Origin of the sequence: Agrobacterium sp. Ap1 (genome assembly GCF_017313375.1) — a bacterium.
GTDB lineage: Bacteria > Pseudomonadota > Alphaproteobacteria > Rhizobiales > Rhizobiaceae > Neorhizobium > Neorhizobium cellulosilyticum.
In genome coordinates this window covers 209662-232403 of record NZ_JAFLMY010000003.1, presented here as the reverse complement: position 1 = coordinate 232403, position 22742 = coordinate 209662, and the positions used below count along the sequence as shown (strand labels likewise).

Below are 22742 nucleotides of genomic sequence, written 5' to 3'. Positions count from 1 at the left end.
ACATGCTGACCAACCTTTTGATCGTCCTACCCATATTTGCACTTATTCTTGCCGGCTGGATTGCTCGGAAAAGCGGTGCACTCGGGCCAAATGCGACGCGCGAGGTCAACCGATTGGTCGTCTATCTTGCCCTTCCTGCATTGTTGTTCGACATCATGGCGAATGCAAAAATCGAGCAGATCTGGGAACCCGGTTTCATCCTCGCTTTCAGCGCCGGCTGTGCGGTCATCTTTGTCGGTACGCTGTTCTGGCGAGTGGCCAAGGGCCGGCATCTCGCAGATGCTGCAGTCGATGCGCTGAATGCAAGTTACGCCAATACAGGTTTTGTTGGCTTTCCGCTGGTCCTGTCGCTTGTTGGCGATAGCGGCATGGCACCAACACTGATCGCAACCATCCTCACGGTCTGCGTCCTGTTTGCCGTCGCCATCATTCTAATCGAGGGCGGGCTTCAGTCAGAGACCCGCCGCCGCGACATCGCATTCAAGACGTTTGCCTCGCTCTGCAAGAACCCGCTGCTTGTCGCGCCCGTGCTCGGCGCCATCTTCATGCTATCCGGCTGGGCGCTACCGCAGCCGGTACATTCATTCATGAAGCTGCTTTCGGGTGCGGCCTCGCCTTGCGCACTGATCGCGCTCGGTCTCTTCCTCGCCGGTCCGCAGGCGGCGACGGCAGCAAACAGGCTTTCCACCACCGGCATTCTGGTCGCCCTGAAACTGATCGCCCATCCGCTAGTCACTTGGGTGGTTGCCGGGCCGCTGCTCGGCCTGCCTGCGGGCTCGGTGCATGTCGCGGTTCTGCTCGCTACCTTGCCGACCGGTACCGGTCCATTCATGCTGGCGGAATTCTACAACAGGGAGGCAAGCCTGACCGGACGCGTCGTGCTGATATCGACCATCCTCTCGATCCTGACCATCTCGGCCTATCTGTTGATCGCCTGAGGCCTATGAAGACAGCAAGTCTCGCCACCGATATTTTCAGTGACCGTACAGTCCATCGATCAGCGTGTAATTGCGCTTGAAACCTCTTGGAAAACGGGTCTGCTGCTCCATATAATCGGCGCTTGTCCTACTCCCACGTTTCGGTGAATTCATGAACTATCAGGTCGTATCCGCCCATTGGCCGATTGGCGGAGGCGAAGCGGGGGAACTTGTCCGCGCATTCGACTGGTCGCAGACCTCGCTTGGACCGATTTCCGAATGGCCGCAGCATCTGCGAATAAAGGTCAATTCGATTGTCAATTCGCCCATCCCGCAAGTGCTTATGTGGGGCGATGACCATGTGATGATCTACAACGACGGTTACATCGAAATCGCCGGCAGTTATCATCCCCGCGCGCTCGGCGGCACCGTTCCCGGCATCTGGCCGGAGATCTGGGACTGGAACAGAAAAATTCTCGAAGCCGGCTTTCGCGGAGAAGTGCAATCCTTCCGCGACCAGGCGATGACATTGCATCGCCATGGCGTTCCGGAAGACGTGATTTTCGACCTGTTCTACACGCCGATCTATGCCGAAAGCGGCAAAGTCGACGGCGTTTTGTGCACGGTGCTTGAAAATACCGACAGGGTGAAGGCGGTCAAGGCGCTGGCGGAAAGCCGCGAGGAACTTTCCCAGCTGACCAACGCCCTGCCGATCCTCGTCGGCTTCATCGATCGCGACAGCACCTATCGTTTCGCCAATGAAGGCTACCGGGAATGGTTCGGCCTACCCGCCGCCGACGTGATCGGCAAACATGTCGCCGACATTGTCGGGCAGGATTACTATAAGACCCGCATCCCGTTCATAAACAAAGCCTTTTCAGGCGAGGCGATCATCAATGACACGGTGATCCGCCGACCCGACGGTGAAAGACGGACGGCGGAAGTGCGTTATGTGCCGCGCCGCACGCCGAAGGGCGAGGTTGACGGCATCTATGTGCTGATCGTCGATGTCGAGGCCCGCAAGCGCTCGGAAACCGCGCTTCGCCGCAGCAACAACCGCTTCCGGGCTGCCGTCAACGCCATCCATGGCGTATTGTGGACGAACACGGCGGATGGACGCATGCTCGGCGAACAATCCGGCTGGGCGTCCCTGACCGGTCAATCCTCGGAGGAATATCAAGGCTATGGCTGGTCGAATGCCGTGCATCCAGATGACCGTGCCGGATCCGTAGCCAGCTGGCAGGCCGCGGTTGCCGCCAAGTCCACCTATATCTGGGAGCACCGGGTTCTGCGCCATGATGGCGTCTACCGCACCTTCTCGATCCGCAGTGTGCCGATCATCGGTGCGGATGGCGAGATCGAGGAATGGGTCGGAGTCCATACCGACATCACCGAACAACGTGCGGCCGAAGCCAGCCTGCAGGAACATGCGAGCAATCTGGAGCGGCAGGTTCGCCACCGCATGCGCGCAGAGGAACAGCTCAAGCAGCTCAACGAAGGCCTGGAGGCGCGAGTCGAGGCGGAGATCGCCGAGCGTCGGTTGGCGGAACGGGCGCTGCAGCAGGCGCAGAAGATGGAATCGATCGGCCAGCTGACCGGCGGCGTGGCGCATGACTTCAACAACCTGCTTCAGGTCGTGGCAGGCAATCTACAGCTTCTCGCCAAGGACATCGTCGGCAACGAAAATGCCGAGCGGCGTGTTTCAAATGCGCTGGCCGGCGTCCACCGCGGCGCAAAGCTCGCCAGCCAGTTGCTCGCCTTCGGCCGACGTCAGGCACTGGAGCCGCGGGTCATCAATATCGGCCGCTTCATTGCAGGCATGGACGATCTTCTACGCCGGTCGCTGGGCGAGGCAGTCGAGGTTGAGGTCATCACCAGCGGCGGGCTGTGGAACACCTATGCGGACCCCACGCAGGTGGAAAACGCGCTGCTCAACCTTGCGATCAATGCCCGTGATGCGATGGAGGGATCTGGTAAGCTGACGATCGAAGTCGGCAATGCCTTCCTCGACCAGGATTACGCCCGCGCCCATGCGGAAGTTGCAGCCGGGCAATATGTCCTGCTCGCCGTTACCGATACCGGTTCAGGCATGACGCCCGAAGTTCTGGAAAAGGTGTTCGAGCCGTTCTTCTCGACCAAGCCGGAAGGCAAGGGAACCGGGCTTGGCCTGTCCATGGTCTATGGTTTCGTCAAGCAGTCAGGCGGCCATGTGAAAATCTATAGCGAGGTCGGCCAAGGCACGACCGTCAAGGTCTATCTTCCCCGCTCTGTTGCCGACGAGGATCGCGAAGTGGTCGTTCCTGCCGGCCCTGTCGTCGGCGGAACCGAAACAGTGCTTGTCGTCGAGGATGACGAGGAGGTCCGCACCACCGTTATAGAGACGCTGACCGATCTCGGTTATCGGGTCCTGTCCGCCAAGGATGCTCAGGCGGGCCTCAACGTGGTCGAGAGCGGCATTCCAATCGACGTGATCTTCACCGACGTCGTCATGCCCGGCCCGCTGAAGAGTAGGGAAATGGCGCGCCGTGCCAAGGAGCGTTTACCCAATCTCGCGGTCCTGTTCACCTCGGGTTACACGGAAAACTCGATCGTGCATGGCGGCATTCTCGATGTTGGTGTCGAGCTTCTATCGAAACCCTATACTCGCGAGGCACTGGCGCGCCGTATCCGCCATGTGATCGCCAACCAGAAGCAGGTGGAACAATCGGCATCTCCAAGAACCGATGTCTCGGAACCTGGCGCCTACCGTTCAGTACCGGCACTGAGGATATTGCTTGTCGAAGACGATTTTCTGATCCGATCCAATACTGCCGAAATACTTATGGAGTTTGGTCACGAAGTGATCGAGGCTTCTAACGGACACGAGGCGCTTCAGGAGCTCGCGAGTTCCGAGATCGATCTGCTGCTGACGGATATCGGCCTGCCGGATACAAGCGGCGGAGAACTTGTAAAACAGGCGATAGAGCTCAAGCAGAGCCTCGCCGTAATTTTTGCGACCGGCGAGAATCAAAAGCCCGATGGAGCCCCAGCTCGGGCTGGTCTGCTGCGCAAACCCTATAATGAGCATGATATTGCAAAGGTGATCGAAAGCGTCATGACCGGGCAATAACTTCCCGAGCCCTCGGCTTGTCTGAAACGGACGACCCGATCGTCCAATCCCGTTGGATTCCACAGAATGATACGATCTCACCGGGAAAGGCCTAATGGCCGGGGCGCGGGAGATCAGACGAGGTAATCCATACGCGACCGTCGAATGCTACTTCACCGTGATCAAGCTTGTGGCTTGCAATCTTTTCGATGAGGCAGAGTTTCGAACGGACATTGCCGATGCGGCTGTCATTCACGACACAAACAGCGTGGAATGCTGTGCCCTCCTGCATCAAAAGCAGCGTGTGGTGGGCATTGTCCAGGATCTTTCCGGGCAGCGTCTGGAGCGTCATGCTCTTTCTCCTTGCCGATCATTTAAACCAACCGCCAATCGAGACGATTGCCGGAAGCCTCCCTCAACAAGGTTAATGAATAGTTAAAGTTTGCATCAGAAAGACACCCATTGCGTGCAATCCATTAAAGGGAGAAAACCCCTCGTAGCATTAATAACCTACTGTATTATCAGTAAGTTAACCCGAATATTATATATCGATTACAATTTATGCAGTAACGCAACCTCCTATGTTGAGGATAGTCAACTATGTTTTCTTTCCAATCCAGTTCAGACCGGGTTCTTGATGCGCTCGATCTATCGATGGCGATCATCGAATTTGATCTTGAAGGTCGCATCATCAAGGCCAACAAGAATTTCTGCGATCTGATGGGCTATCAGCCACAGGAAATCATCGGCAAACATCACAGCCTTTTTGTCGAAGCGAACTACGTAAAGTCTAAGGACTACACGGCCTTCTGGAGCGCGTTACGCAATGGCCAGTTCTTCTCGAATGATTTCAAGCGGATTGCCAAAGGTGGAAGGGAAGTCTTCATCCGAGGCAACTATAATCCGGTCAAGAATAGCAGCGGAAAAGTCATTAAAGTCATCAAATTCGCCAATGACATTACCGATTCGAAACTGCATGCCCTCGACAGCGCGGCTAAAATCAACGCCATATCCCGCGCGCAGGCAACGATCGAATTCAACACAGATGGCACGATCATAGGCGCCAATGAGAATTTCCTGTCGACTCTCGGCTATGGCCTCAGCGAGATCGTCGGTCGGCATCACCGCATGTTTGTCGATGAGGCCTATGCTGCGTCGGCGGACTATGCCCGGTTCTGGGAGCGGCTGCTTTCGGGCGAGTTCGTTGCAGGCGAATTCACCCGTATCGGCAAGGGTGGCCGCAATGTCTTTATCCAGGCATCCTACAACCCCGTATTCGATGATACAGGGCGCGTCATAAAGGTTGTAAAATTTGCAACAGACGTGACCCAACGAGTGGAAAACGTCGAACGGCTGGCCTCCTGCCTGACAAATATGGCGGATGGCGACCTCTCGCAAACGATCGATACACCTTTCATTGCCTCGCTGGAAAAGCTGCGCGTCGACTTCAACATTGCATCTGCAAAGCTGCGTGAAGCCATGGCAACGGTTGCTGACAACGCCCGAGCCATCGCTTCCAGCTCCAACGAAGTCCGTGTCGCGGCGGACGATCTAGCGCAACGAACGGAACGTCAAGCGGCTTCCGTTGAGGAAACGGCTGCTGCTCTTGAAGAAATTACCACGACGGTCAAGGATTCCAGCAAGCGTGCAGAAGAGTCCGGCGCACTCGTCAACCGTGCCAAAGCCGATGCAGAACGCTCCGGCGAGATCGTTCGCGAGGCCATCAAGGCGATGGACTCGATCGATAACTCATCCCGCGAAATCTCCAACATCATCGGCGTTATCGACGAGATCGCCTTTCAGACCAATCTTCTCGCGCTCAACGCCGGCGTAGAGGCCGCGCGTGCAGGTGAAGCCGGCAAGGGTTTTGCAGTTGTCGCGCAGGAGGTGCGTGAGTTGGCACAGCGTTCGGCTGGCGCTGCCAAGGAGATCAAGGCACTCATCACGACATCCGGCAACCATGTGGCAAGCGGCGTCGAGCTCGTTAGCAAGGCCGGTACAGCACTGCAGGAAATTGGCGGACAGGTGCATCAGATCAATTCTGACATTCTCGCCATCATTGATGCTTCCCGCGAACAATCGCTCGCACTCGGCAACATCAACCATGCGATCAACGAGGTTGACCAGGGCACACAACAGAATGCCGCAATGGTAGAACAACAGACTGCCGCAAGTCGCAGTCTCGCTCATGAATCACAAGCACTGTTTTCGCTGCTCGAACAGTTCCGCTTCGGTCAGGCATCCGCACATTCTGCGCCGTCAGCGCCAGTCAAATCCATACGATCCACGGCAAAACCGATCCGCACCCCTACCCATTTCCGCACGGCGGGATCTGCTGCTCTGGCGGTGGAACCCGGCTGGGAAGATTTCTGAGCCACGCGTCATGCGGTAACAGGCCGCTCAGCTGATTTAAGACGAAAAGCCGCCCTCTCGATGAGAGGGCGGCTTTTTCTTATCTGATCAACAGCCTGCAAACGGTTATCAGCCGCCGTTATTCGCAGGAGCCGAAGGAGCCGGTGTTGCCGGAGCAGGCGTTGCTGGCGCAGGCGTTGCCGGGGCTGGCGTTGCAGGGGCCGGAGCGGCCGGCGCTGCGGGCTGGGTCGTCGAGGACGTCGTCGTCGCATCGGTGGGCGCACTACCCATTTGCGACCAGACGAATGCACCCACGACGATCACGGCGAGCACTGCTACCCAGCCCATCCAGGATGAGCTGCCACGGGCCGCCGGGGGCGGTGTGCGCAGATCGGGACGGTTGTCATTCGGATTGGGATCATAAGCCATTTCGTTTCCTCCTATTCCAGCCAATAAAATGCGCGTTACCGGAATTTGTTCCGTAGCGGGGCATTTCGCGCCGAACTGCATGAAAATGGCATTTGCCGAAAAGACCGATTAGGAAGGTTGTGCTGGCGAAAAAGACGGGAGACTTCGCATGACAAAACCTCGTATCGGCATTATCGGTCTCGGTCGCATGGGACGCGCCATGGCGGCCCGGCTTGCCTCCTGCGGGTTTGAGATTACGGGCTGGAGTCGCAGCGGCGTTCCGGATGATTTTCCCGAAACGGCGACCGCAACCGCCGATATTGCCGGGCTTGTCGAAACCTCCGACATCATCATCCTTGCGCTTCTGGACGATGCAGCGGTGCATGCAATGGCCGAAAGGCTTGAGGCGCTGGATCTTTCCGGCAAGCTGATCGTCGATACCAGCACGGTGAGCCCGCTGACACTGCGCAGCCACGGGGCGGCAATGGAACTCAAGGGCGGGCGCCTGCTGGACGCGCCGATATCGGGCGGACCGGAGACGCTGATTGCCGGAAAGGCCGGTTTCTACATCGGCGGCAGCGAGGACGACTATCGCCGCTTCCTACCGGTGGTGGAGGTGCTGTCCGACCGTATCCACCATGTCGGTTCGCTCGGCCATGGCGCGGCCTCGAAGCTGATCAACAACATGATGCTGACAGGCCTGTGGGAAAGCCTCAAGGAAGCGTTGCAGCTCGGCGCACGCGCTGGCCTTGCCCGTGACAAGATGATAGAGGTCCTGTCCGGAAGCCCGGCTGCCAGCCCCGCCATGAAGGGCCGCCTGCCGGTGGTGCTGGGCGAAACGGACTATGTCGGCTTTCCGGTGTCCGGCGTGGTCAAGGATGTCAGCGTGGTGAGCGATTACGCAGCGCATCTCGACGTGGCCATCCCGGCGATGAAGGCGGCGCTCTCAAGTTTCGAAAGCGCAGCCAGAGCCGGCTTCGCCGAAGCCGACCTCGCGACGATGGTCAAGCTTGCGCTGGACGAGGCCACGGCGGGACACTCCCACGGCCCGGTGGTCACCCCGCATCGAAAGCCTCACATCACCATTCTCTATTGCACCCAGTGCAACTGGCTGCTGCGGGCCGGCTGGATGGCACAGGAGCTGTTGCAGACTTTCGGTGATTCGCTTGGAGAGGTCGGCCTCATTCCCGGCACCGGTGGCGCGTTCGAAATAAGGCTGGATGGCGTTCTCATTTGGGAGCGCAAACGCGACGGCGGCTTTCCCGGCCCGAAGGAACTGAAACAACGTGTTCGCGACGTGATCGAACCGGAACGCGATCTCGGTCACCTGGACCGCCACGGTGTGGAAAAAGAGCCAAAAACCGATGTTCCGACCGTGGGTTAGCCGACCGGCCGAAAAGTTTTTTGCCTACTGACACAGAAACTTCAAAAACCCGGTTGACTTCATCGGCTGGCCCTCGTACATGGCTCTCCGTCGCCCAGATGGCGGAATTGGTAGACGCGCCAGCTTCAGGTGCTGGTATCCGAAAGGATGTGGAGGTTCGAGTCCTCTTCTGGGCACCATTCCCATTGTTTATGCTTAGTAATTGGCCCGCTTGCGGGCCTTTACTGTTTTCGGGATTCGGGTCGCAGACCACCCGTTCAGGCCTGCCGGATCAGGTCATTTCCACAGTGAAACTACCGGCGATCTGCGGGCGAAAAATCATTCGGGAAGATGGCGTGGATTGAGGCCCGGGACCCATTGGGTGTTGGGCATATGCGTGCCGGTATAGGTGACGCCACTCGGGGTTTCGCAGCGATAGACCTGGACCGGCAGATCATCGAGAATGCTGCCGCGGAACCGGCGGCGCGGCTCCGATGTGTAACCGACGCCGGTCGTGCAGCGATAGCCTTCCGGAGCATGTTTGGCGACGCGCGGCTCTTCCGGAACGACACCGGGAAGATCCTTGAAATAGGTATTCATCGAAGGACCGAACGCATCGCCTTCGGCGGCAAAGACCACGGAGGGCACTGCCGCGAGGATGAGCACGACCAGCATCGTTGCGGGCAATATCCATGCACCTTTGAGCATCTTGCTGAACTCCATACCTCGGACTGCTGTTCCATCTACAGATAGGTGTAGCCGGTCATGGATGCCATGACCGGCAGGCCAACATTCTCGTGATGACGAAGCCGGGATCATGAAGGTGTTGCCTGTTCGCGTCAGGCGATCCGGCGATAGCCGGTCGGCTGCTCGTAAAGCCAGCCGATACGTTTCACCGCCGCTTCGAAATTCTCGCGCGCCACGGTCATCGTGTGACCGTTCGCATGCAACAGCGTTTCTTCGTCTTCCATGATGCCGACATGGCCTTTCCAGAAGACGAGATCGCCGCGACGGAGCGCATCACGGGCAATCGCATGGCCGAAAGAGGCCTGCATGTCGGAGTCACGCGGTGCGCTTTTGCCGACCATCATCAGGGCCAGCTGGACGAGGCCGGAACAATCGATGCCGAAACCCGAGCGTCCACCCCAGAGGTAGGGCGTCTCGATGAACTTCGTTGCGACAGACACATAGTCGTCCGCCATTGCCTCGCCGACCGGCAGGCAATGGGCGGCGATAACAGCTCCACCGCCGGCCAGAAGGAAATAGCGCGTGCCGCGCGTTTCCGCATCGCCGATGACGGTGACGAGGCTCCCCATTGAAAATGCCTTGATCGGCGGCTTGCGCAGCTCCGCTTCCGGGTAAAGGAAGGTCCGCGCAGCCGTGATCCGGTGCGTCGGCTCAATCAACGGGCCAATCATCTCTTCCGGCAGATAGCCGACATAACCGTCAGCATCAGCCTGCACCCAGGCGAAACCATTTGCACGATCGAAGACCCGGACACTCTCTCCAAAGAGAAGTTCCGTATCTATACCGCGGCCAATATCCGGGAACGGCCGCAAGGCCGCTACGTGGCCGATAACGGACGCGGGCTCGCCCTTCACGAAGCGGGTTGCCTCGACCTGTCCCTTCAGCGCTTCCGCTGCGAGATCCGGGCGGAAGGCATTTAGGCGTCTGTCCAATTCCATTGTCTTGTCCTTCATGAGGCGGGACGTCTTGCTTCCCGGATGATCAGGTCGCCGAGTTTTTCCAGATAAAGCGCGCCGCCGACGGTTCGTTTTATCACGACATTGCGCCGATCGCGATCATCCCTGACGCGATCGACGAGACCGAGTTCGCCCATCCTATCAAGTGCACGGGTAATCACGGGCTTGGTAACGCCGAGCGTTTCGGCAAGTCCCCGCACCGTATGCGGCGGCGGGATCAGATAGATCTGCAGCAGGATCGCTATCTGTCGCAATGTCAGGTCTGCCGCTTCGCCTCTCACCTCTTCCAGCGAAACGCGGCGCCACAGCCCCAAGGCCTCCGTTGCGGTCAATTCGATCGGCATCCGATACCTCCAACGGACGCCGATCGTAACGTCAAACCGTTACCGGTCTGTTTTTCACTTCCCGGCTTGCGCCATGTCGCGGATGACGCGATAGAGCGCCCGGATGGCGAAGGCTTCCCCACCCACCGGGGCATGCGGTTTTTCGGACGGGTTCCATCCGTAAATGTCGAAATGGATCCAGCTTGGCGATGCCGTGACGAAGCGCTTGAGGAACAAGGCCGCATTGATCGAACCTGCCATGCCGCCAGAGGGCGAATTGGTGATGTCGGCCGCACGAGTGCGCAGATCCTTGTCGTAGCCCATCCAGAGCGGCATGCGCCAGACCGGATCAGCAGCCTCTTTCGCCGCCAGTGACAGCTTGCCCGCCAAGTCCTCGTCATCGGTAAAGAACGGCGCAAGTTCCGGTCCAAGCGCCACACGGGCGGCGCCTGTGAGCGTCGCCATGTCGATCAAGAGATCCGGTGGGGTTTCGTCGGCGTAGGCGAGCGCATCGGCAAGCACCAAGCGGCCTTCGGCATCGGTATTGTCGATCTGGACGGTGATGCCCTTGCGGCTCTTGTAGATATCGCCCGGACGGAAAGCATTCGAGGAGATCGAGTTTTCGACAGCCGGAACCAGGACTGTCAGGTCGACGGGCAGACCTGCATCCATGATCATCAAAGCAAGCCCCATGACATTGGCGGCACCGCCCATGTCCTTCTTCATAAGGGCCATTCCGGTCGCGGTCTTGATATCCAGGCCGCCGGTATCGAAGCAAACCCCCTTGCCGACGAGCGTGACACGCGGATTTCCCTTTGTGCCCCAGCGCATCTCCAGCAGGCGTGGGGCAACCGCGCTCGCCCGGCCGACCGTGTGGATCAGCGGAAAGTTCTTCTCCAGGAGATCGTCACCAACGATCGAGGTGACAAGCGCACCGTAATGTTCGCCAAGCGCCCGGAACGTCGCCTCAAGATTATCCGGGCCCATGTCATTGGTCGGCGTGTTGATGAGATCGCGCGCGAGCAGAACACCGGCAAGCTGCCTTTCGATATCCACGGCATCGGCATCACCGGAAACCGCAAGCCGTGCATCCCTTGGTTTTTCGGATTTGTATTTGGCGAATGAATAGCTGCCGAGACCAAAGCCAAGAGCCAGGTGATCCGCAGCGATACCTTGCACGTCGATCGACCAGTCGCCAGGGGGAAGGAGCTTTGCAAGCCTGCCGGTCAGGAAAGGCGATTCGGCCCGATCGCTGCCGAGACCAAAAAGCACTCGGGATATCGATCCTCCTTCACCGGGGACGACGAGAACAGAGCCCGCGTCGGCCTTAAAACCTGATGCTTTTACCCAGTCAGCGGCATCGGGCGGAAGCGTTCCGCCTTCCAGATCGGCTGGCGTAACCGCAGTCACGGGCTTGGTGACAGCGCCTGCAGGTGCGAAAAACGAGGGGCGATGGATATGCTGGAAAGGCGTCATGGCAGCTTTGATAACCTTCGGGAATCATTGGTCTTAACAATTCGTTAGGGTTAACAGTTTATTGCTGGATGGGAAATGCGCCACTCTTCATTGCCCTGGAAGACGGCAGGGCAACGACCGACGAGACCATGATGACTGCATCGAAGACATTCTCCCCGCGTTCATCCATTTCACGCTCGTCCGTGGCTCATGCCGCGATCCTCATCTGCCTGGCAATGGCCGTGAGCGGTTGCAACACCACGAAACGCGACACGATTACCACCGGTTCTATCCCGAAGACGTCTTCGGCACCGCTAGACAATATGGATGCTGCGCAACTGGCCGAAACCGAGCGGGCTATCGGCGGCGCCTATGTCAAGGACCCGAAAAACCGCGATATCGGGCTACGTTATGCCACAGTGCTGGGCATGACTGGCAAACATGCCCAGGCGCTTGCCGTAATGCAGCAGGTAGCAATTGCCAATCCCAGTGACCGACAGGTACTTGCAGCCTATGGCAAGGCCCAGGCGGCAGCCGGCCAGCTCGAACAGGCGCTCGGTACGATTGGCAGAGCCCAGACACCGGATCATCCTGACTGGCGACTGATGTCGGCTGAAGGCGCCGTGCTCGACCAGCTCGGACGCTCGGAGGAAGCCCGGCAGAAATATCGCTCGGCATTGCAGACCCAACCGAACGAACCAAGCATCATGTCCAATCTCGGCATGTCCTATGTTCTATCGGGCGACCTGAAGACCGCGGAAACCTATATGCGCAACGCTGCCCAGCAGCCAGCTGCCGACAGCCGCGTGCGGCAGAACCTCGCGCTGGTAGTCGGATTGCAGGGACGCTTCTCGGAAGCGGAAACCATCGCCCGCAAGGAACTTTCGCAGCAACAGGCGAATACCAACGTCACTTATCTGCGCTCGATGCTCTCCCAGCAGAATTCCTGGGCAAAGCTTGCCGACAAGGACAAGCCGGCTAAATCGGCCGTAAACTGATCCCTATTCGGGAATGAACTTCAGCACGCCGGCGCGACCGGACTTACCGGGAACAGTGCCATCCGAAGGATGCGACACGCCATCGTTTACCGTCACGGACAGAAAATCGAACGGGCTGATACCTTCCAGGCAGGCAACGTTGACGCCATACTGCTGCGGATTCGATCGCCGCTGATGATGGGTATAGATACCGCAGACCGAACAGAAATAGTGCTTCGCGGTCTTCGTGTTGAATTGATAGAGCGTCAGTGCCGCTTCGCCTGACACGATCTGAATATCGTCGAGATTTGCCGAAACCGCGATCGCTCCACGCATTCTGCAGTAGGAGCAGGTGCAACGTCGAGCGCTGCGCAAGCCATTGGCCAATCGCACGTGAAATCTTACCGTCCCACAGTGGCAGGCACCATCAATCTCATCGAGATCGTCGTTCAGCATAACGTATCCTCCGGCAGAAAGGATTTATCCATAAGGGAACGCGATAGCGATTAGAATCTGCTGGAGACCTGGATACCTGCAGGGCCAAGAATAACCGCAACGAGGACCGGCAGAAAGAACAGGATCATCGGAACTGTGAGCTTGGGCGGCAGGGCTGCAGCCTTCTTTTCCGCCTCATTCATGCGTTCGTCGCGGCTCTCCTGAGCGAGAACGCGCAGCGCCTGCGACACCGGCGTGCCGTATCGATCCGCCTGAATCAAAGCCTGTACGACCGAACGAACTATATCGAGCTGCGTGCGGTTCCCGAGATTTTCGAGTGCGGTCCTGCGGTCCTGCAGGAAGGAAAGTTCCGCCGTCGTCAGCGCCAGTTCTTCGGCAAGTTCAGGCGAAGACGTGCCGATTTCTTCCGCCGCGCGACGCATGGCGGCTTCGATCGAGTTGCCGGATTCGACGCAGATGAGCATCAGATCAAGCGCGTCGGGCCAGGCACGCTTGATCGACTTCTGACGCTTTCCGACCTTGTTGGAAACGAAGATGTTCGGTGCGTAGAACCCGACATAGGCGAAGCCGACAACCGCGAGAATCCGGATCCCTATCGGTTTGGAGGCCAGGTTACCAAGTGCGAATACCCAGACTGCCGCGAGGATCAAAAACAGGAAGGGCAGAAGAAAACGCGCCACGAGGAACATGTTCAGAGCGTTCTGTGATCTCAATCCCGCTGCGCGCAGCTTGTTCAGCGTGCCTTCGTCGACCAGTGCTTCGCGCAGGTTGAAGCGTTCGACGATCTGGCGGACCGACTGATTGTTCTGGGTTCGCAGACTTGCTTTGCCATCCGCATTCATCCGAGCCCGTTCGCGGGCACGCATCTGTTCCCGTTCGGTGGATACTGCCTTCATGCGCTTATCGAGATCGCCGCGCTCCATGAAGGGCGCAGCCAGAGAATAGAGCGTTGCAAAAACGGCAAGCGCTACCAGAACTGCGAAGATCATGGTTGGCTCGGTGATAGCTGCAGCAAGATCCTTCACCGTCCGCTCCTCAGATTTCGAAGTTGATCATGTTGCGCATCACAAGGATGCCGATCGACATCCACACTCCCGATACAAGCATGATGATATGCCCGCGCGGATCGGTGAAGAGGATCATCATGTATTGCGGCGAGGTGAGATAGACGAGCGTCGCGACGATGAACGGAAGTGCGCCGATGATGACGGCAGAGGCCTTGGCCTCCATCGAAAGTGCACTGACCTTGGCTTTCATCTTCCGGCGTTCGCGTAACACCTTTCCAAGATTGCCGAGCGCCTCGGAAAGATTGCCGCCGGCCTGACTCTGGATCGCGATGACGATAGAGAAGAAACTGACTTCGGAAAGCGGCATGGTCTGCAGCATGCGCGCACAGGCATCGGGAATGCTCAGGCCTACCTTCTGCGATTCCACAACGCGCTGGAATTCCCGCTTTACAGGCTCCCTGCCATCCGCAGCAATCAGCCGGATCGCGTCATTGAGCGGCAGGCCGGACTTGATCGAGCGAACCATCACGTCCAGGGCGTTGGGGAACTCCTCAAGAAACTTGTTGCGCCGCCGCTTGATGAGGAAACCGATGACCCAGCGCGGGAAGCCGAATGCAAAAACGAAACCGGCGCCAAGCGAGGCCAGCAAGGGCATGCCAATGATCAGCGCAACCAGGGACGCCAGGATACCAAGGCCAGCAGACATGGCATAAAAACGCCCCATCGTCACCGCGATGCCCGTCTGGGCAAGCCGCGATTTCAGGCTGTTGTCGCCAATATACTTGTTCTTTTCCTGCTGCTTCTTTTCCAGATCCTTCAGAGAATCCTGCAGGGATTTGCGGCGCTTGGACAGTTCCTGAACGCGATCACGCGCGGCCTTGGCCTTGCCCAGATCGCTTTCGGCGGCCTTCACTCGCGTCAATCGGGCACCGGCCTTCTTTTCGGTCTCCAGGCGTGAGAACAACAGCGCATAGGCCACCAAGGCCGCCGATATGGCAGCCAGAAGAACGATCAACAGCATGGTCAAATCAAGCCCGAACATGCGAACTGCCTCTCAACCGTCTCAATCCTTGGAGGTTTCCATGGCGTCGAGTGCTGCCGTGAGGCGGCGCTCTTCACCGAAATAGCGAACACGGTCCCAAAAATGCGGCTTGACGATGCCGGTGGAAACATGGCGGCCAATAATCCGCCCGTTCGCGTCCTCGCCATCCATCTCGTAACGCATCAGATCCTGCGTGATGATAACGTCGCCTTCCATGCCGATCACTTCGGTGACCTGGGTAATCCGGCGCGAGCCGTCACGAAGACGTGCCGCCTGAATGATGATGTCGACCGATCCGCTGATGATCTCGCGTACAGTTTTGGCGGGCAGCGTGTAACCGCCCATGGCGATCATCGATTCCATACGGCTCAGGCATTCGCGCGGCGTATTGGAGTGGATCGTCCCCATGGAACCGTCATGGCCGGTGTTCATCGCCTGCAAGAGGTCGAAGACTTCCGGTCCACGTACTTCGCCGACGATGATACGTTCGGGGCGCATACGCAGGCAGTTCTTGACCAGATCGCGCATGGTGATCTCGCCTTCGCCTTCGATATTTGGCGGGCGGGTTTCAAGGCGCACAACATGCGGCTGCTGGAGTTGCAGTTCGGCAGTATCCTCGCAGGTGATAACGCGTTCATCCAGATCGATATAACGCGTCAGGCAGTTCAGAAGGGTGGTTTTGCCCGACCCGGTACCGCCGGAAATGACGACGTTGCAGCGGACACGACCGATGATCTGGAGCAGAACAGCGCCTTCCGGCGTGATCGCACCGAATTTGACCAACTGGTCGAGTGTCAGCTTGTCCTTCTTGAACTTACGGATGGTGAGAGCCGGGCCATCGAGCGAAAGCGGCGGAGCGATCACGTTGACACGCGAACCATCAGGCAGACGCGCGTCGCAGATCGGCGAACTTTCGTCAACGCGTCGGCCCACCTGGCTGACGATACGCTGGCAGATGGACAGAAGCTGAGCGTTGTCGCGGAAACGGATTTCCGATTCGATCGTCTTGCCGGCCACTTCGATGAAGGTTTGCCCGGCACCGTTGACCATAATGTCGGCGATGTCATCGCGGGCGAGCAGCGGCTCCAGCGGACCATAGCCCAAAACGTCGTTGCAGATATCGTCAAGCAGTTCTTCCTGCTCGGAGATCGACATCGCAAAATTCTTGATCGTGATGATATCGTTGACGATATCGCGGATTTCCTCGCGCGCGCTCTCGTTATCGAGCTTTGCGAGCTGCGACAGGTCGATGGTGTCGATAAGCGCCGAGAAAACCTGGCTTTTGGTATCGTAATACTGGTCGTTGCGGGCCGGCCGCTTGCGTGCGGGCGCGGCCGGAGCGAGCGGGGGCGGCGCCACGGGCTGACGCATCGCCGCGTTGTCAGCAGAAGCAGGCGACCTGATTGGGGCTTCCGAGGCCGTCGATGCGGCTGGCGCGGGCGTAAATTGAGGCGCAGGCGGCGATGCGACAGCGCCTCCCTTTCCAAACCCGTCGTTTCCGCGTTTTCCAAACATGCTTCTTAAAACCTAACTCTTTCGTGATGCCGCTTATTTTCGTCCCAGCATGCCAAGAATCTTGCCGAGACCAGCCTTCTTTGCCTTCTTGACCGCGATGCGCCCCGTGACGACGTGAGCGATCTGCGAGAAGGTTTCGGCAACCGGAGACTTGGCGTCGATTTCCGAGATCATACGGCCGCTATTGGCAGCATTGCCGAAAAGGGCTGAATCAAACGGCAGAATGGCGATCGGCTCCATTTCCAGCGCCTCGGTGAAATCGGACGGGCTGATCTCGGGACGCTTCGGCATTCCCACCTGGTTGAGAACCAGATGCGGTGCGCGGTCATTTGGCCTCAACTGCTTCAGCGCATCCAGAATGTTCTTCGTGTTGCGAAGATTGGCGAGATCCGGCGCGGCGCAGATGACAACTTCGTCCGCATCGGCAAGAACCGACGTCGTCCACTCGTTCCATGCGTGGGGTACATCAAGAACAGCGATCGGCGCGCTGCGCTGCAGGATTTCGATGACGGGCTGGAAAGCGCGGCCTTCGAAGTCGTAAGCCCGATCGAGAAGCGACGGCGCAGCAAGAAGCGACAGATGATCCGAACATTTCGTCAGAAGACGGTCCAGAAACACCTCATCCAGGCGCTCCGGCGCAAAAACCGCTTCGGAAATTCCCTGCATCGGATCCTGGTCGAAATCGATGTTGGCCGTACCAAAGGGCAGGTCGAGATCGGCTAGAATGGTCTCGGTCGAAAACAGGCTCGATATTCCGAAGGCGCAGTTGTGGGCGATCGTCGAGGCACCGACCCCACCCTTTGCGCCAATAAATGCGATCGATTTGCCCAAAGGCTCTGCATCCGGATCAACGAAGATGGCGGAGATCGCTGCCATCATGTCGACCATCGGAACGGGCGCCACCAGATATTCGGAAATTCCGTTGCGGACCAGTTCGCGATAAAGCGCGATATCGTTGTAACGGCCAATGACGATGACGCGGGTCGAAGGATCGCAGACTTCTGCCAGAGGAGCAAGTTCGGCAAGAAGATTGCGCGGCTCTGCCGCCGTCTCCAGCACGATCAGGTTCGGGGTCGGCGAAGACGTGTACATATTGGCGGCCGCCGTTGTGCCGCCGCTCGTCACACGCAGGTTGACCTTTGCCATGCGCCGGTCACGCGACATCTTGTCGATCATATGCTGGACGCCTTCGCTTTCGCAGAAGGCATGAATGGAGATCCGCGGCAACGGCCGCACGGATTCGAGATCGAGCGCCGAGGAATGTTCCTCGGCATCATGAGCCTGCGACGGCTGTCCATTTACGTCGTATTGAACGGTGCTTATCATCGGATTAGGCCCAACCGTTACGCTTCATCATTCGTCCATATCCTTGAGCTCGGTGAACGATTCGCGATAGCGCTCCATCACCTGACCGCGCTGCGTTCCGTCCGGCGGCGTCATGCGGCGCGGGCCGAGAAGGTCGTTCGGATTGGCGATCTGGGCCGCAAGGTTATTCTGGTTGGCGCAACCGAAATTATAGTAGTTCTTGTTGCTTTGAATATTCAGCGTCATGTCGGCCGGCCAGGTACCGCACTGCTCCGTCTTGGCGGCAATCGCCACATAGGTCAGGCGCATGGGAGCGGATTCTCCGAATTCCGAGGGGAAATGCGCCTGCAGAATATTCTGGGCCGGAACGCCCATCTTTACCATCAGCTTGCGGGTGGAGGAGGCGGCAGACGCGACCGCACCTTCATTGGCCGATCCGCGCGGCGTGATGATCTGGATAATGCCGGACGAGGACCGGCGGTATTCCGCGATGAAACCGGCGATGACTTCCGACTGGCCTTTCGTGAGACCGGTATCACCAGCGGCGACCGGGATATCAATCTTTCTTTCCGCTTCGCCGACCACGATCGGGTGGCGCGTGCGGTAATCGTCCGGCAGGGAACCGGTGGTCATGCTGTCCTTGCCCGCGCAGGAAGACAGCAGCGCTGCGGCGCCGAGGACGAGCGCTGCCGAAAGGCGGCCCGTCGAATATCGCGTTGTCTTTCTCGGATCCATGAATGGATGCCTTTCTTGCGAGCGGCTGCCGCCGAAGTTTGGGAGCTGAGCTTGCTTCGTCATTTGTAGATGAACCCGACATTGCCCTGATAAGGCGCAGGCGGCGGGGACGCCTCCTTACGGCCATAGATCTTGTTGACCCGTCCCAAGAAGACGCTTTCGGCATCACTGGCGGGCTGGAAATTGTCATCCGGGCGAGAGAGTTCGTTGCGATTGACCGGACGGACCAGATAAGGCGTCGCGATGATGACCAGTTCGGTCTCGTTGCGCTCATAGGTCTTTGCCCGGAAAAGCGCGCCGACAAGCGGAACCTTCGAGGCGACCGGGGTACCCTTCATGCTCTGAGAGATATCATCGCGGATCAGACCAGCCAGGGCGAGCGAGCCGCCGGACGGAAGTTCAACCGTCGTTTCCGCATCGCGCTTGCGATATTCGGCTGCCGACGTCGTGAGCACAGGCTCCGAAACCCGTGTCTGGATACGCAGGCTGATACGGCCGGACGACAGAACCGTCGGGGTAAATGCAAGCGAGATGCCGTACTGATAAGGGGTTACAGTGGTCACGCCATCGACGCCGGTGGTGGAGTACAGACGTTCTCCACCCGAATTGAATGTTGCGGCCTGCCCCGAGATCGCCGTCAGTGTCGGTTCTGCAAGCGTGCGGATCGCATCGGCCTGCTCCAGGGCGCTCAACGCCGTTTCAATGCCAAGCTTGCCGATCTGCCCGGCAATCGTGCCATTCAGGCCTTGGGTGCCGGCTTCGACGGTCAGGACATCAAGGGCGTTGCGGGAAGGCGTGGTACGCGTGAATGTGTTGTCGAAACCAAGCTGCTTCAAAACCTCGCGACGGATTTCTGCCACGGTGATTTTCAGCGTGACCTGGTCCTCGCCTTCAATCGAAAGGAGGTTCACAACCGTCGAGGTTTGTCGACCTTCGGCATAGATTGCGGAGTCCCCGCCGTTGTTGCCACTTGTCGCCGTGATTTCGCGCGTGGTCGCCTCACCGCCCTTCAGGAAGGCATTGGCGAGTTGCGCGGCCTTGGCAGAATCCTGCGGCGTGCGCACCGAGCCGGAAAGCACGATGTTGTCGGATACGATTTCGACCTTGATGTTCGAATCCGGCAAGAAACGGCGGAGGTTTGCCTCGAGGCCGGAAATATCGCGCTCGATCTCCACGTCGAGGGTGACAATTTCCTCGCCGCCCGGACCGAAGACGAAGATATTCGTCTGACCGACCGTCTTGCCAAAAAGATAGATGCGCCGCGACGTGCGGGTGACGGCATCGGCCATGGAGGGATCGGCCACGAGAATGTCGTGGGCATCGGATGGAAGGTCGATCACCAGTGCCTTGTTCAGGCCGATCGTCAGCCGCCGCTTGATCCCAACACCGCCCTGCGCAATGCGGATCACTCCGCTATCGGCTGCAGAAGCGCTTGGAACAGTCAGGAAGGATGGTGCAAAGCTGCCCGGAATGCCGGAAAAGGCCAGGCAGAAAGCCAGGCCGGTCGAAACGGTTGCGCGGGTCTTGCGTTTCAAAATCATAACCAATCGCTCCGTTCAATTCGCCTGCGTCGAGCCGGTGATGATCGACCCCGATTTGATGACCTGAATATCCGCCTTGCCACCGCCATGCAGAAGGTAGTCCGCGGCCTGCGTGTCCGCCTCCTGTGCGTCAGCCACCGACCTCAAGGCGAGCGTCAGTCGCTCAGCCATCTGCTGTGCAACGGCAATGACCTTTGCCTGATCGGGTGTGAGTTCGAGGGTCGCGGTGGTGCCGACAACGGATTTGCTGCCGTCGGGCGCTTCCTGGATGTTCTGGTCGATGGCCAGGACGCGAACGTTGTTAAGGACGTTCTCGGTGACATAACCGCCACCGGTATCCTTGTTTTGACGGACCATGATGACATCGACGCGGTCGTTCGGCAGAACGAAACCACCAGCGCCCGTTGCAACCGATATTTCCGTTGCGACCGCACGCTTGCCGGAGGGCAAAAGCGAAGACATGATGCGGCTGGAAGAGTCTGCAACCTTCTCGGCTCTCAAAGGCTCGCCCTTGAAGATCGGAAGGCGGACGACAGAGCCTTCCAGCTCCTTGACGGCATCAGGGCGCGCTTCGCTGGTGATGAAGCCCTCCGCAACACCGCTGCGCGGCCAGTTCAACCATTCGACAGACTTCTCGTTCAGACGACTGCCTACCGGCAAGTTATCGGCTGAAACCAGAACATTGATCGTCGGCTCCTTCACCACCGTTTCCACCAGCTGGGGCGCCTGTGTGCCAGACATGTTCATTGCCAGCAGACCGGCCAGGCCTGCAGCCACGACGGCCACCGTCAAAATGATGATGCGAGCGGGCTTCATTGCCATGTCCCAGAAGAATCCTTGATCTTTGCGACAGGATGGGCGGCAATGGTGTAATTATGGTTAATGAGAAGCTTAGAATGCTGGTTAACGCAATGTTGCGATAGATCTAAGCGGGGTCAGAAGGCCTTGAGTGCCAGTATTGCAATTGGCGATGTTCCAAATGCCATCAGGCCCCCCATCGCAATGGCAATGCCATAAGGGATCTTGTTGGTACCAACGATCGATACGGGCAGCGGGATGCCGATCGACATTACAAGATCGGCTTTGACCCGTAGAAACAGGAAAAGCAGGGTCACAGCGCCGCCAGAATAGGCCACCAGAACGAGAAAGGCGATAAGCGACTGGTCAAAGCCGAACCAGAGGCTGGCCGCGGTCAAAAGCTTGGCATCGCCGCCACCCATGATATTGGCGGCGAACAAAGCAAAGCAAACTGCAAAAACAATGAGAGCGGCCACGAGGCTAAGGCCCAGATCGACCATCGTCACGCCCACGAGCGGCGCAAGAACGAGAAAAGCAGCAACCAAAGCCAACGACAGCCGGTTGGATATCTTCATCGTGAGAAAATCGCTCATCGCCGCAGCAGCCAAGGCTGCAGGAAAGGCAGCTAGTACAAGAACGGCGACGATGTCATTCAGCATAGAGTTTTTCCCGAGATCGCTGGAAACGGCTTAAAGCCGCCCTACACGGGACGGCTTTAACCAATGTCTTCGGTGCCAAACGACGGCGGCAAGGAATATTAGCCGTTCGGCTTCGAAACCTTGTTGGAGATGTTGATGAAGGCAGCGTTGAGCGTATTGCCCAGCGTGGAAGCGCCAGCGATGATAGCAACGGAAATGAGAGCAGCAATCAGGCCATATTCGATGGCAGTTGCGCCGGACTCATCTTTACGAAAACGAGCGAAAATCTTGGTCATTGGACTCTCCTACTCCACACAATTGTTGTTCAGCACTTACCGACAACTGTTTTTCCGTTGCTCGGTTGACGTGGAAACTACAGCCGGACGATTGCCAACCGCTTAAAGAGGAACGTTACCCGATCGTTAATCGAGGCAGTTCGGAGCACTTTGGTAAATAGAACCTGACAGAAATTCAGAGCATTTTTGAGTAACAAGAAGACTCTGACCCAACAATTGAAGTACATATAATTCAGGTAGTTAATTGATCCGGCCTGGCCAAGCACAGCAATTTTGCCCGCATATGGCGATGATCAGGGTGCAACGGAGCCGGCCTTACCCCGCAGCTTAAGGCTTCATTCACCAATCAAGGTCATCTTCTATTCACATCGAAATCCGCCCGGGGACCTTAAATATGGCGCTGCGTCTTGTACTGGCCGCCTTCACGCTTGCTTCAAGCCTTTTAAGCGCAGACATATCCACTGCCGATGACAAACAGGACGTGTTGCGCGTATTCATGAATCAGGCGCGCGTGCTCAAGCTTGACCGCCCGGTCGCTAAGGTCATCGTTGGTAATTCGGAAGTTGCAGATGCGACGGTGGCGGATGCAACAACGATTGTTCTTACTGGGCGCAGCTTCGGCACGACCAATCTCGTGCTGCTTGACCAGGATGGCAATGCGATTGCCGACGAGCGGGTTCTCGTTTCCATCGACGAAGGCAATACGGTACGGGTATTCAAACAGACCGAACGGACCGTGCTTTCCTGTACACCGAACTGCGAGCAGCATGCCGAGTTCGACACAACCGCGAAGGCACCCTGACCATCTCGACTGCACCAATTT

General features: G+C 58.1%; 22 protein-coding genes, 1 tRNA gene and 1 pseudogene. 8 read left to right on the top strand and 16 right to left on the bottom strand.

Annotated features, from left to right (window positions below):
• The first annotated feature begins 2 nt into the window (after positions 1 to 2).
• Both JZX87_RS07330 and JZX87_RS07325 read left to right on the top strand, forming a co-directional pair.
• A complete protein-coding gene (locus JZX87_RS07330) occupies positions 3 to 938 on the top strand; it encodes an AEC family transporter (RefSeq protein ID WP_206824912.1) in 936 nt (311 codons plus the stop codon).
• A 151-nt stretch (positions 939 to 1089) separates the two neighbouring features.
• Positions 1090 to 4026: a hybrid sensor histidine kinase/response regulator gene (locus JZX87_RS07325; RefSeq protein WP_206824911.1), complete on the top strand. Its 2937-nt coding sequence runs from the start codon at positions 1090 to 1092 to the stop codon at positions 4024 to 4026.
• 91 nt (positions 4027 to 4117) lie between these two features.
• Here JZX87_RS07325 and JZX87_RS07320 read toward each other — a convergent pair whose 3' ends face one another.
• Positions 4118 to 4357 carry a hypothetical protein gene (locus JZX87_RS07320; RefSeq protein WP_206824906.1) on the bottom strand — a complete coding sequence of 80 codons (240 nt, stop codon included), beginning with the start codon at positions 4355 to 4357 and terminating at the stop codon, positions 4118 to 4120.
• Between the two features lie 248 nt (positions 4358 to 4605).
• On the opposite strand from JZX87_RS07320, the gene JZX87_RS07315 reads away from it, so the two are divergent.
• A complete protein-coding gene (locus tag JZX87_RS07315) occupies positions 4606 to 6378 on the top strand; it encodes a methyl-accepting chemotaxis protein (protein WP_206824905.1) in 1773 nt (590 codons plus the stop codon).
• 108 nt (positions 6379 to 6486) lie between these two features.
• Here the strand turns inward: JZX87_RS07315 and JZX87_RS07310 are convergent, their stop codons facing one another.
• Positions 6487 to 6786 (bottom strand): hypothetical protein, encoded by a 300-nt coding sequence (locus JZX87_RS07310; RefSeq protein ID WP_206824902.1) that lies wholly within the window; start codon positions 6784 to 6786, stop codon positions 6487 to 6489.
• 148 nt (positions 6787 to 6934) lie between these two features.
• Between JZX87_RS07310 and JZX87_RS07305 the strand changes: the two are divergent.
• From JZX87_RS07305 to JZX87_RS07295, 3 genes and pseudogenes are all read left to right on the top strand, one after another.
• Positions 6935 to 7765: pseudogene (locus tag JZX87_RS07305) on the top strand (NAD(P)-dependent oxidoreductase); the annotation flags it as partial.
• Positions 7766 to 7816: 51 nt separating this feature from the next.
• Positions 7817 to 8149 carry an Rdx family protein gene (locus JZX87_RS07300; protein ID WP_353654171.1) on the top strand — a complete coding sequence of 111 codons (333 nt, stop codon included), beginning with the start codon at positions 7817 to 7819 and terminating at the stop codon, positions 8147 to 8149.
• A 92-nt stretch (positions 8150 to 8241) separates the two neighbouring features.
• Positions 8242 to 8328, top strand: a tRNA-Leu gene (locus JZX87_RS07295).
• A gap of 139 nt (positions 8329 to 8467) precedes the next feature.
• On the opposite strand, the gene JZX87_RS07290 is transcribed toward JZX87_RS07295, so the two are convergent.
• The 4 genes from JZX87_RS07290 to JZX87_RS07275 form a co-directional block, all read right to left on the bottom strand.
• Positions 8468 to 8836: a hypothetical protein gene (locus tag JZX87_RS07290; RefSeq protein WP_206824900.1), complete on the bottom strand. Its 369-nt coding sequence runs from the start codon at positions 8834 to 8836 to the stop codon at positions 8468 to 8470.
• A 131-nt stretch (positions 8837 to 8967) separates the two neighbouring features.
• Positions 8968 to 9813, bottom strand: coding sequence for a C40 family peptidase (locus JZX87_RS07285; protein WP_206824893.1), 846 nt, complete (start codon positions 9811 to 9813; stop codon positions 8968 to 8970).
• 11 nt (positions 9814 to 9824) lie between these two features.
• Positions 9825 to 10175: a MarR family transcriptional regulator gene (locus JZX87_RS07280; RefSeq protein WP_183992867.1), complete on the bottom strand. Its 351-nt coding sequence runs from the start codon at positions 10173 to 10175 to the stop codon at positions 9825 to 9827.
• A 54-nt stretch (positions 10176 to 10229) separates the two neighbouring features.
• On the bottom strand, positions 10230 to 11630 hold the full coding sequence (locus JZX87_RS07275) for a leucyl aminopeptidase family protein (protein ID WP_206824890.1): 1401 nt from the start codon (positions 11628 to 11630) through the stop codon (positions 10230 to 10232).
• A 131-nt stretch (positions 11631 to 11761) separates the two neighbouring features.
• Between JZX87_RS07275 and JZX87_RS07270 the strand changes: the two genes are divergently transcribed.
• Positions 11762 to 12607 carry a tetratricopeptide repeat protein gene (locus JZX87_RS07270; RefSeq protein ID WP_183992869.1) on the top strand — a complete coding sequence of 282 codons (846 nt, stop codon included), beginning with the start codon at positions 11762 to 11764 and terminating at the stop codon, positions 12605 to 12607.
• A gap of 3 nt (positions 12608 to 12610) precedes the next feature.
• On the opposite strand, the gene JZX87_RS07265 is transcribed toward JZX87_RS07270, so the two are convergent.
• The 10 genes from JZX87_RS07265 to JZX87_RS07220 form a co-directional block, all read right to left on the bottom strand.
• Positions 12611 to 13039, bottom strand: a complete 429-nt coding sequence (locus JZX87_RS07265) for a GFA family protein (protein WP_206825117.1) — start codon at positions 13037 to 13039, stop codon at positions 12611 to 12613.
• Positions 13040 to 13092: 53 nt separating this feature from the next.
• Positions 13093 to 14031 (bottom strand): type II secretion system F family protein, encoded by a 939-nt coding sequence (locus tag JZX87_RS07260; protein ID WP_183993146.1) that lies wholly within the window; start codon positions 14029 to 14031, stop codon positions 13093 to 13095.
• A 46-nt stretch (positions 14032 to 14077) separates the two neighbouring features.
• A complete protein-coding gene (locus JZX87_RS07255; protein ID WP_206824889.1) occupies positions 14078 to 15091 on the bottom strand; it encodes a type II secretion system F family protein in 1014 nt (337 codons plus the stop codon).
• A 21-nt stretch (positions 15092 to 15112) separates the two neighbouring features.
• Complete coding sequence (locus JZX87_RS07250) at positions 15113 to 16606, bottom strand: TadA family conjugal transfer-associated ATPase (protein WP_206824888.1); 1494 nt, start codon at positions 16604 to 16606, stop codon at positions 15113 to 15115.
• 33 nt (positions 16607 to 16639) lie between these two features.
• Positions 16640 to 17932: a CpaE/TadZ family protein gene (locus JZX87_RS07245; protein ID WP_210349003.1), complete on the bottom strand. Its 1293-nt coding sequence runs from the start codon at positions 17930 to 17932 to the stop codon at positions 16640 to 16642.
• Between the two features lie 27 nt (positions 17933 to 17959).
• Complete coding sequence (locus JZX87_RS07240) at positions 17960 to 18646, bottom strand: CpaD family pilus assembly protein (RefSeq protein ID WP_148146111.1); 687 nt, start codon at positions 18644 to 18646, stop codon at positions 17960 to 17962.
• A gap of 59 nt (positions 18647 to 18705) precedes the next feature.
• The gene (locus tag JZX87_RS07235; protein WP_183823754.1) at positions 18706 to 20187 is read right to left on the bottom strand and encodes a type II and III secretion system protein family protein; all 1482 of its coding nucleotides are present in this window, start codon (positions 20185 to 20187) and stop codon (positions 18706 to 18708) included.
• A gap of 15 nt (positions 20188 to 20202) precedes the next feature.
• Complete coding sequence (gene cpaB / locus JZX87_RS07230) at positions 20203 to 21003, bottom strand: Flp pilus assembly protein CpaB (RefSeq protein WP_206825115.1); 801 nt, start codon at positions 21001 to 21003, stop codon at positions 20203 to 20205.
• Positions 21004 to 21122: 119 nt separating this feature from the next.
• Complete coding sequence (locus JZX87_RS07225) at positions 21123 to 21644, bottom strand: A24 family peptidase (RefSeq protein WP_183823756.1); 522 nt, start codon at positions 21642 to 21644, stop codon at positions 21123 to 21125.
• 98 nt (positions 21645 to 21742) lie between these two features.
• On the bottom strand, positions 21743 to 21919 hold the full coding sequence (locus JZX87_RS07220) for a Flp family type IVb pilin (protein WP_148146114.1): 177 nt from the start codon (positions 21917 to 21919) through the stop codon (positions 21743 to 21745).
• 394 nt (positions 21920 to 22313) lie between these two features.
• Here JZX87_RS07220 and JZX87_RS07215 point away from each other — a divergent pair, with 394 nt between their 5' ends.
• Positions 22314 to 22721: a pilus assembly protein N-terminal domain-containing protein gene (locus JZX87_RS07215; RefSeq protein ID WP_206824887.1), complete on the top strand. Its 408-nt coding sequence runs from the start codon at positions 22314 to 22316 to the stop codon at positions 22719 to 22721.
• The last annotated feature ends 21 nt before the right edge of the window (positions 22722 to 22742 follow it).

Excerpts from the sequence above, each read along its gene's own strand:
- JZX87_RS07330 (WP_206824912.1), top strand. The coding sequence starts at position 3 with ATGCTGACCAACCTTTTGATCGTCCTACCCATATTTGCACTTATTCTT.
- JZX87_RS07325 (WP_206824911.1), top strand. The coding sequence starts at position 1,090 with ATGAACTATCAGGTCGTATCCGCCCATTGGCCGATTGGCGGAGGCGAA.
- JZX87_RS07320 (WP_206824906.1), bottom strand. The coding sequence starts at position 4,357 with ATGACGCTCCAGACGCTGCCCGGAAAGATCCTGGACAATGCCCACCAC.
- JZX87_RS07315 (WP_206824905.1), top strand. The coding sequence starts at position 4,606 with ATGTTTTCTTTCCAATCCAGTTCAGACCGGGTTCTTGATGCGCTCGAT.
- JZX87_RS07310 (WP_206824902.1), bottom strand. The coding sequence starts at position 6,786 with ATGGCTTATGATCCCAATCCGAATGACAACCGTCCCGATCTGCGCACA.
- JZX87_RS07290 (WP_206824900.1), bottom strand. The coding sequence starts at position 8,836 with ATGCTCAAAGGTGCATGGATATTGCCCGCAACGATGCTGGTCGTGCTC.
- JZX87_RS07285 (WP_206824893.1), bottom strand. The coding sequence starts at position 9,813 with ATGGAATTGGACAGACGCCTAAATGCCTTCCGCCCGGATCTCGCAGCG.
- JZX87_RS07280 (WP_183992867.1), bottom strand. The coding sequence starts at position 10,175 with ATGCCGATCGAATTGACCGCAACGGAGGCCTTGGGGCTGTGGCGCCGC.
- JZX87_RS07275 (WP_206824890.1), bottom strand. The coding sequence starts at position 11,630 with ATGACGCCTTTCCAGCATATCCATCGCCCCTCGTTTTTCGCACCTGCA.
- JZX87_RS07270 (WP_183992869.1), top strand. The coding sequence starts at position 11,762 with ATGACTGCATCGAAGACATTCTCCCCGCGTTCATCCATTTCACGCTCG.
- JZX87_RS07260 (WP_183993146.1), bottom strand. The coding sequence starts at position 14,031 with ATGATCTTCGCAGTTCTGGTAGCGCTTGCCGTTTTTGCAACGCTCTAT.
- JZX87_RS07255 (WP_206824889.1), bottom strand. The coding sequence starts at position 15,091 with ATGTTCGGGCTTGATTTGACCATGCTGTTGATCGTTCTTCTGGCTGCC.
- JZX87_RS07250 (WP_206824888.1), bottom strand. The coding sequence starts at position 16,606 with ATGTTTGGAAAACGCGGAAACGACGGGTTTGGAAAGGGAGGCGCTGTC.
- JZX87_RS07245 (WP_210349003.1), bottom strand. The coding sequence starts at position 17,932 with ATGATAAGCACCGTTCAATACGACGTAAATGGACAGCCGTCGCAGGCT.
- JZX87_RS07240 (WP_148146111.1), bottom strand. The coding sequence starts at position 18,646 with ATGGATCCGAGAAAGACAACGCGATATTCGACGGGCCGCCTTTCGGCA.
- JZX87_RS07235 (WP_183823754.1), bottom strand. The coding sequence starts at position 20,187 with ATGATTTTGAAACGCAAGACCCGCGCAACCGTTTCGACCGGCCTGGCT.
- cpaB (WP_206825115.1), bottom strand. The coding sequence starts at position 21,003 with ATGAAGCCCGCTCGCATCATCATTTTGACGGTGGCCGTCGTGGCTGCA.
- JZX87_RS07225 (WP_183823756.1), bottom strand. The coding sequence starts at position 21,644 with ATGCTGAATGACATCGTCGCCGTTCTTGTACTAGCTGCCTTTCCTGCA.
- JZX87_RS07220 (WP_148146114.1), bottom strand. The coding sequence starts at position 21,919 with ATGACCAAGATTTTCGCTCGTTTTCGTAAAGATGAGTCCGGCGCAACT.
- JZX87_RS07215 (WP_206824887.1), top strand. The coding sequence starts at position 22,314 with ATGGCGCTGCGTCTTGTACTGGCCGCCTTCACGCTTGCTTCAAGCCTT.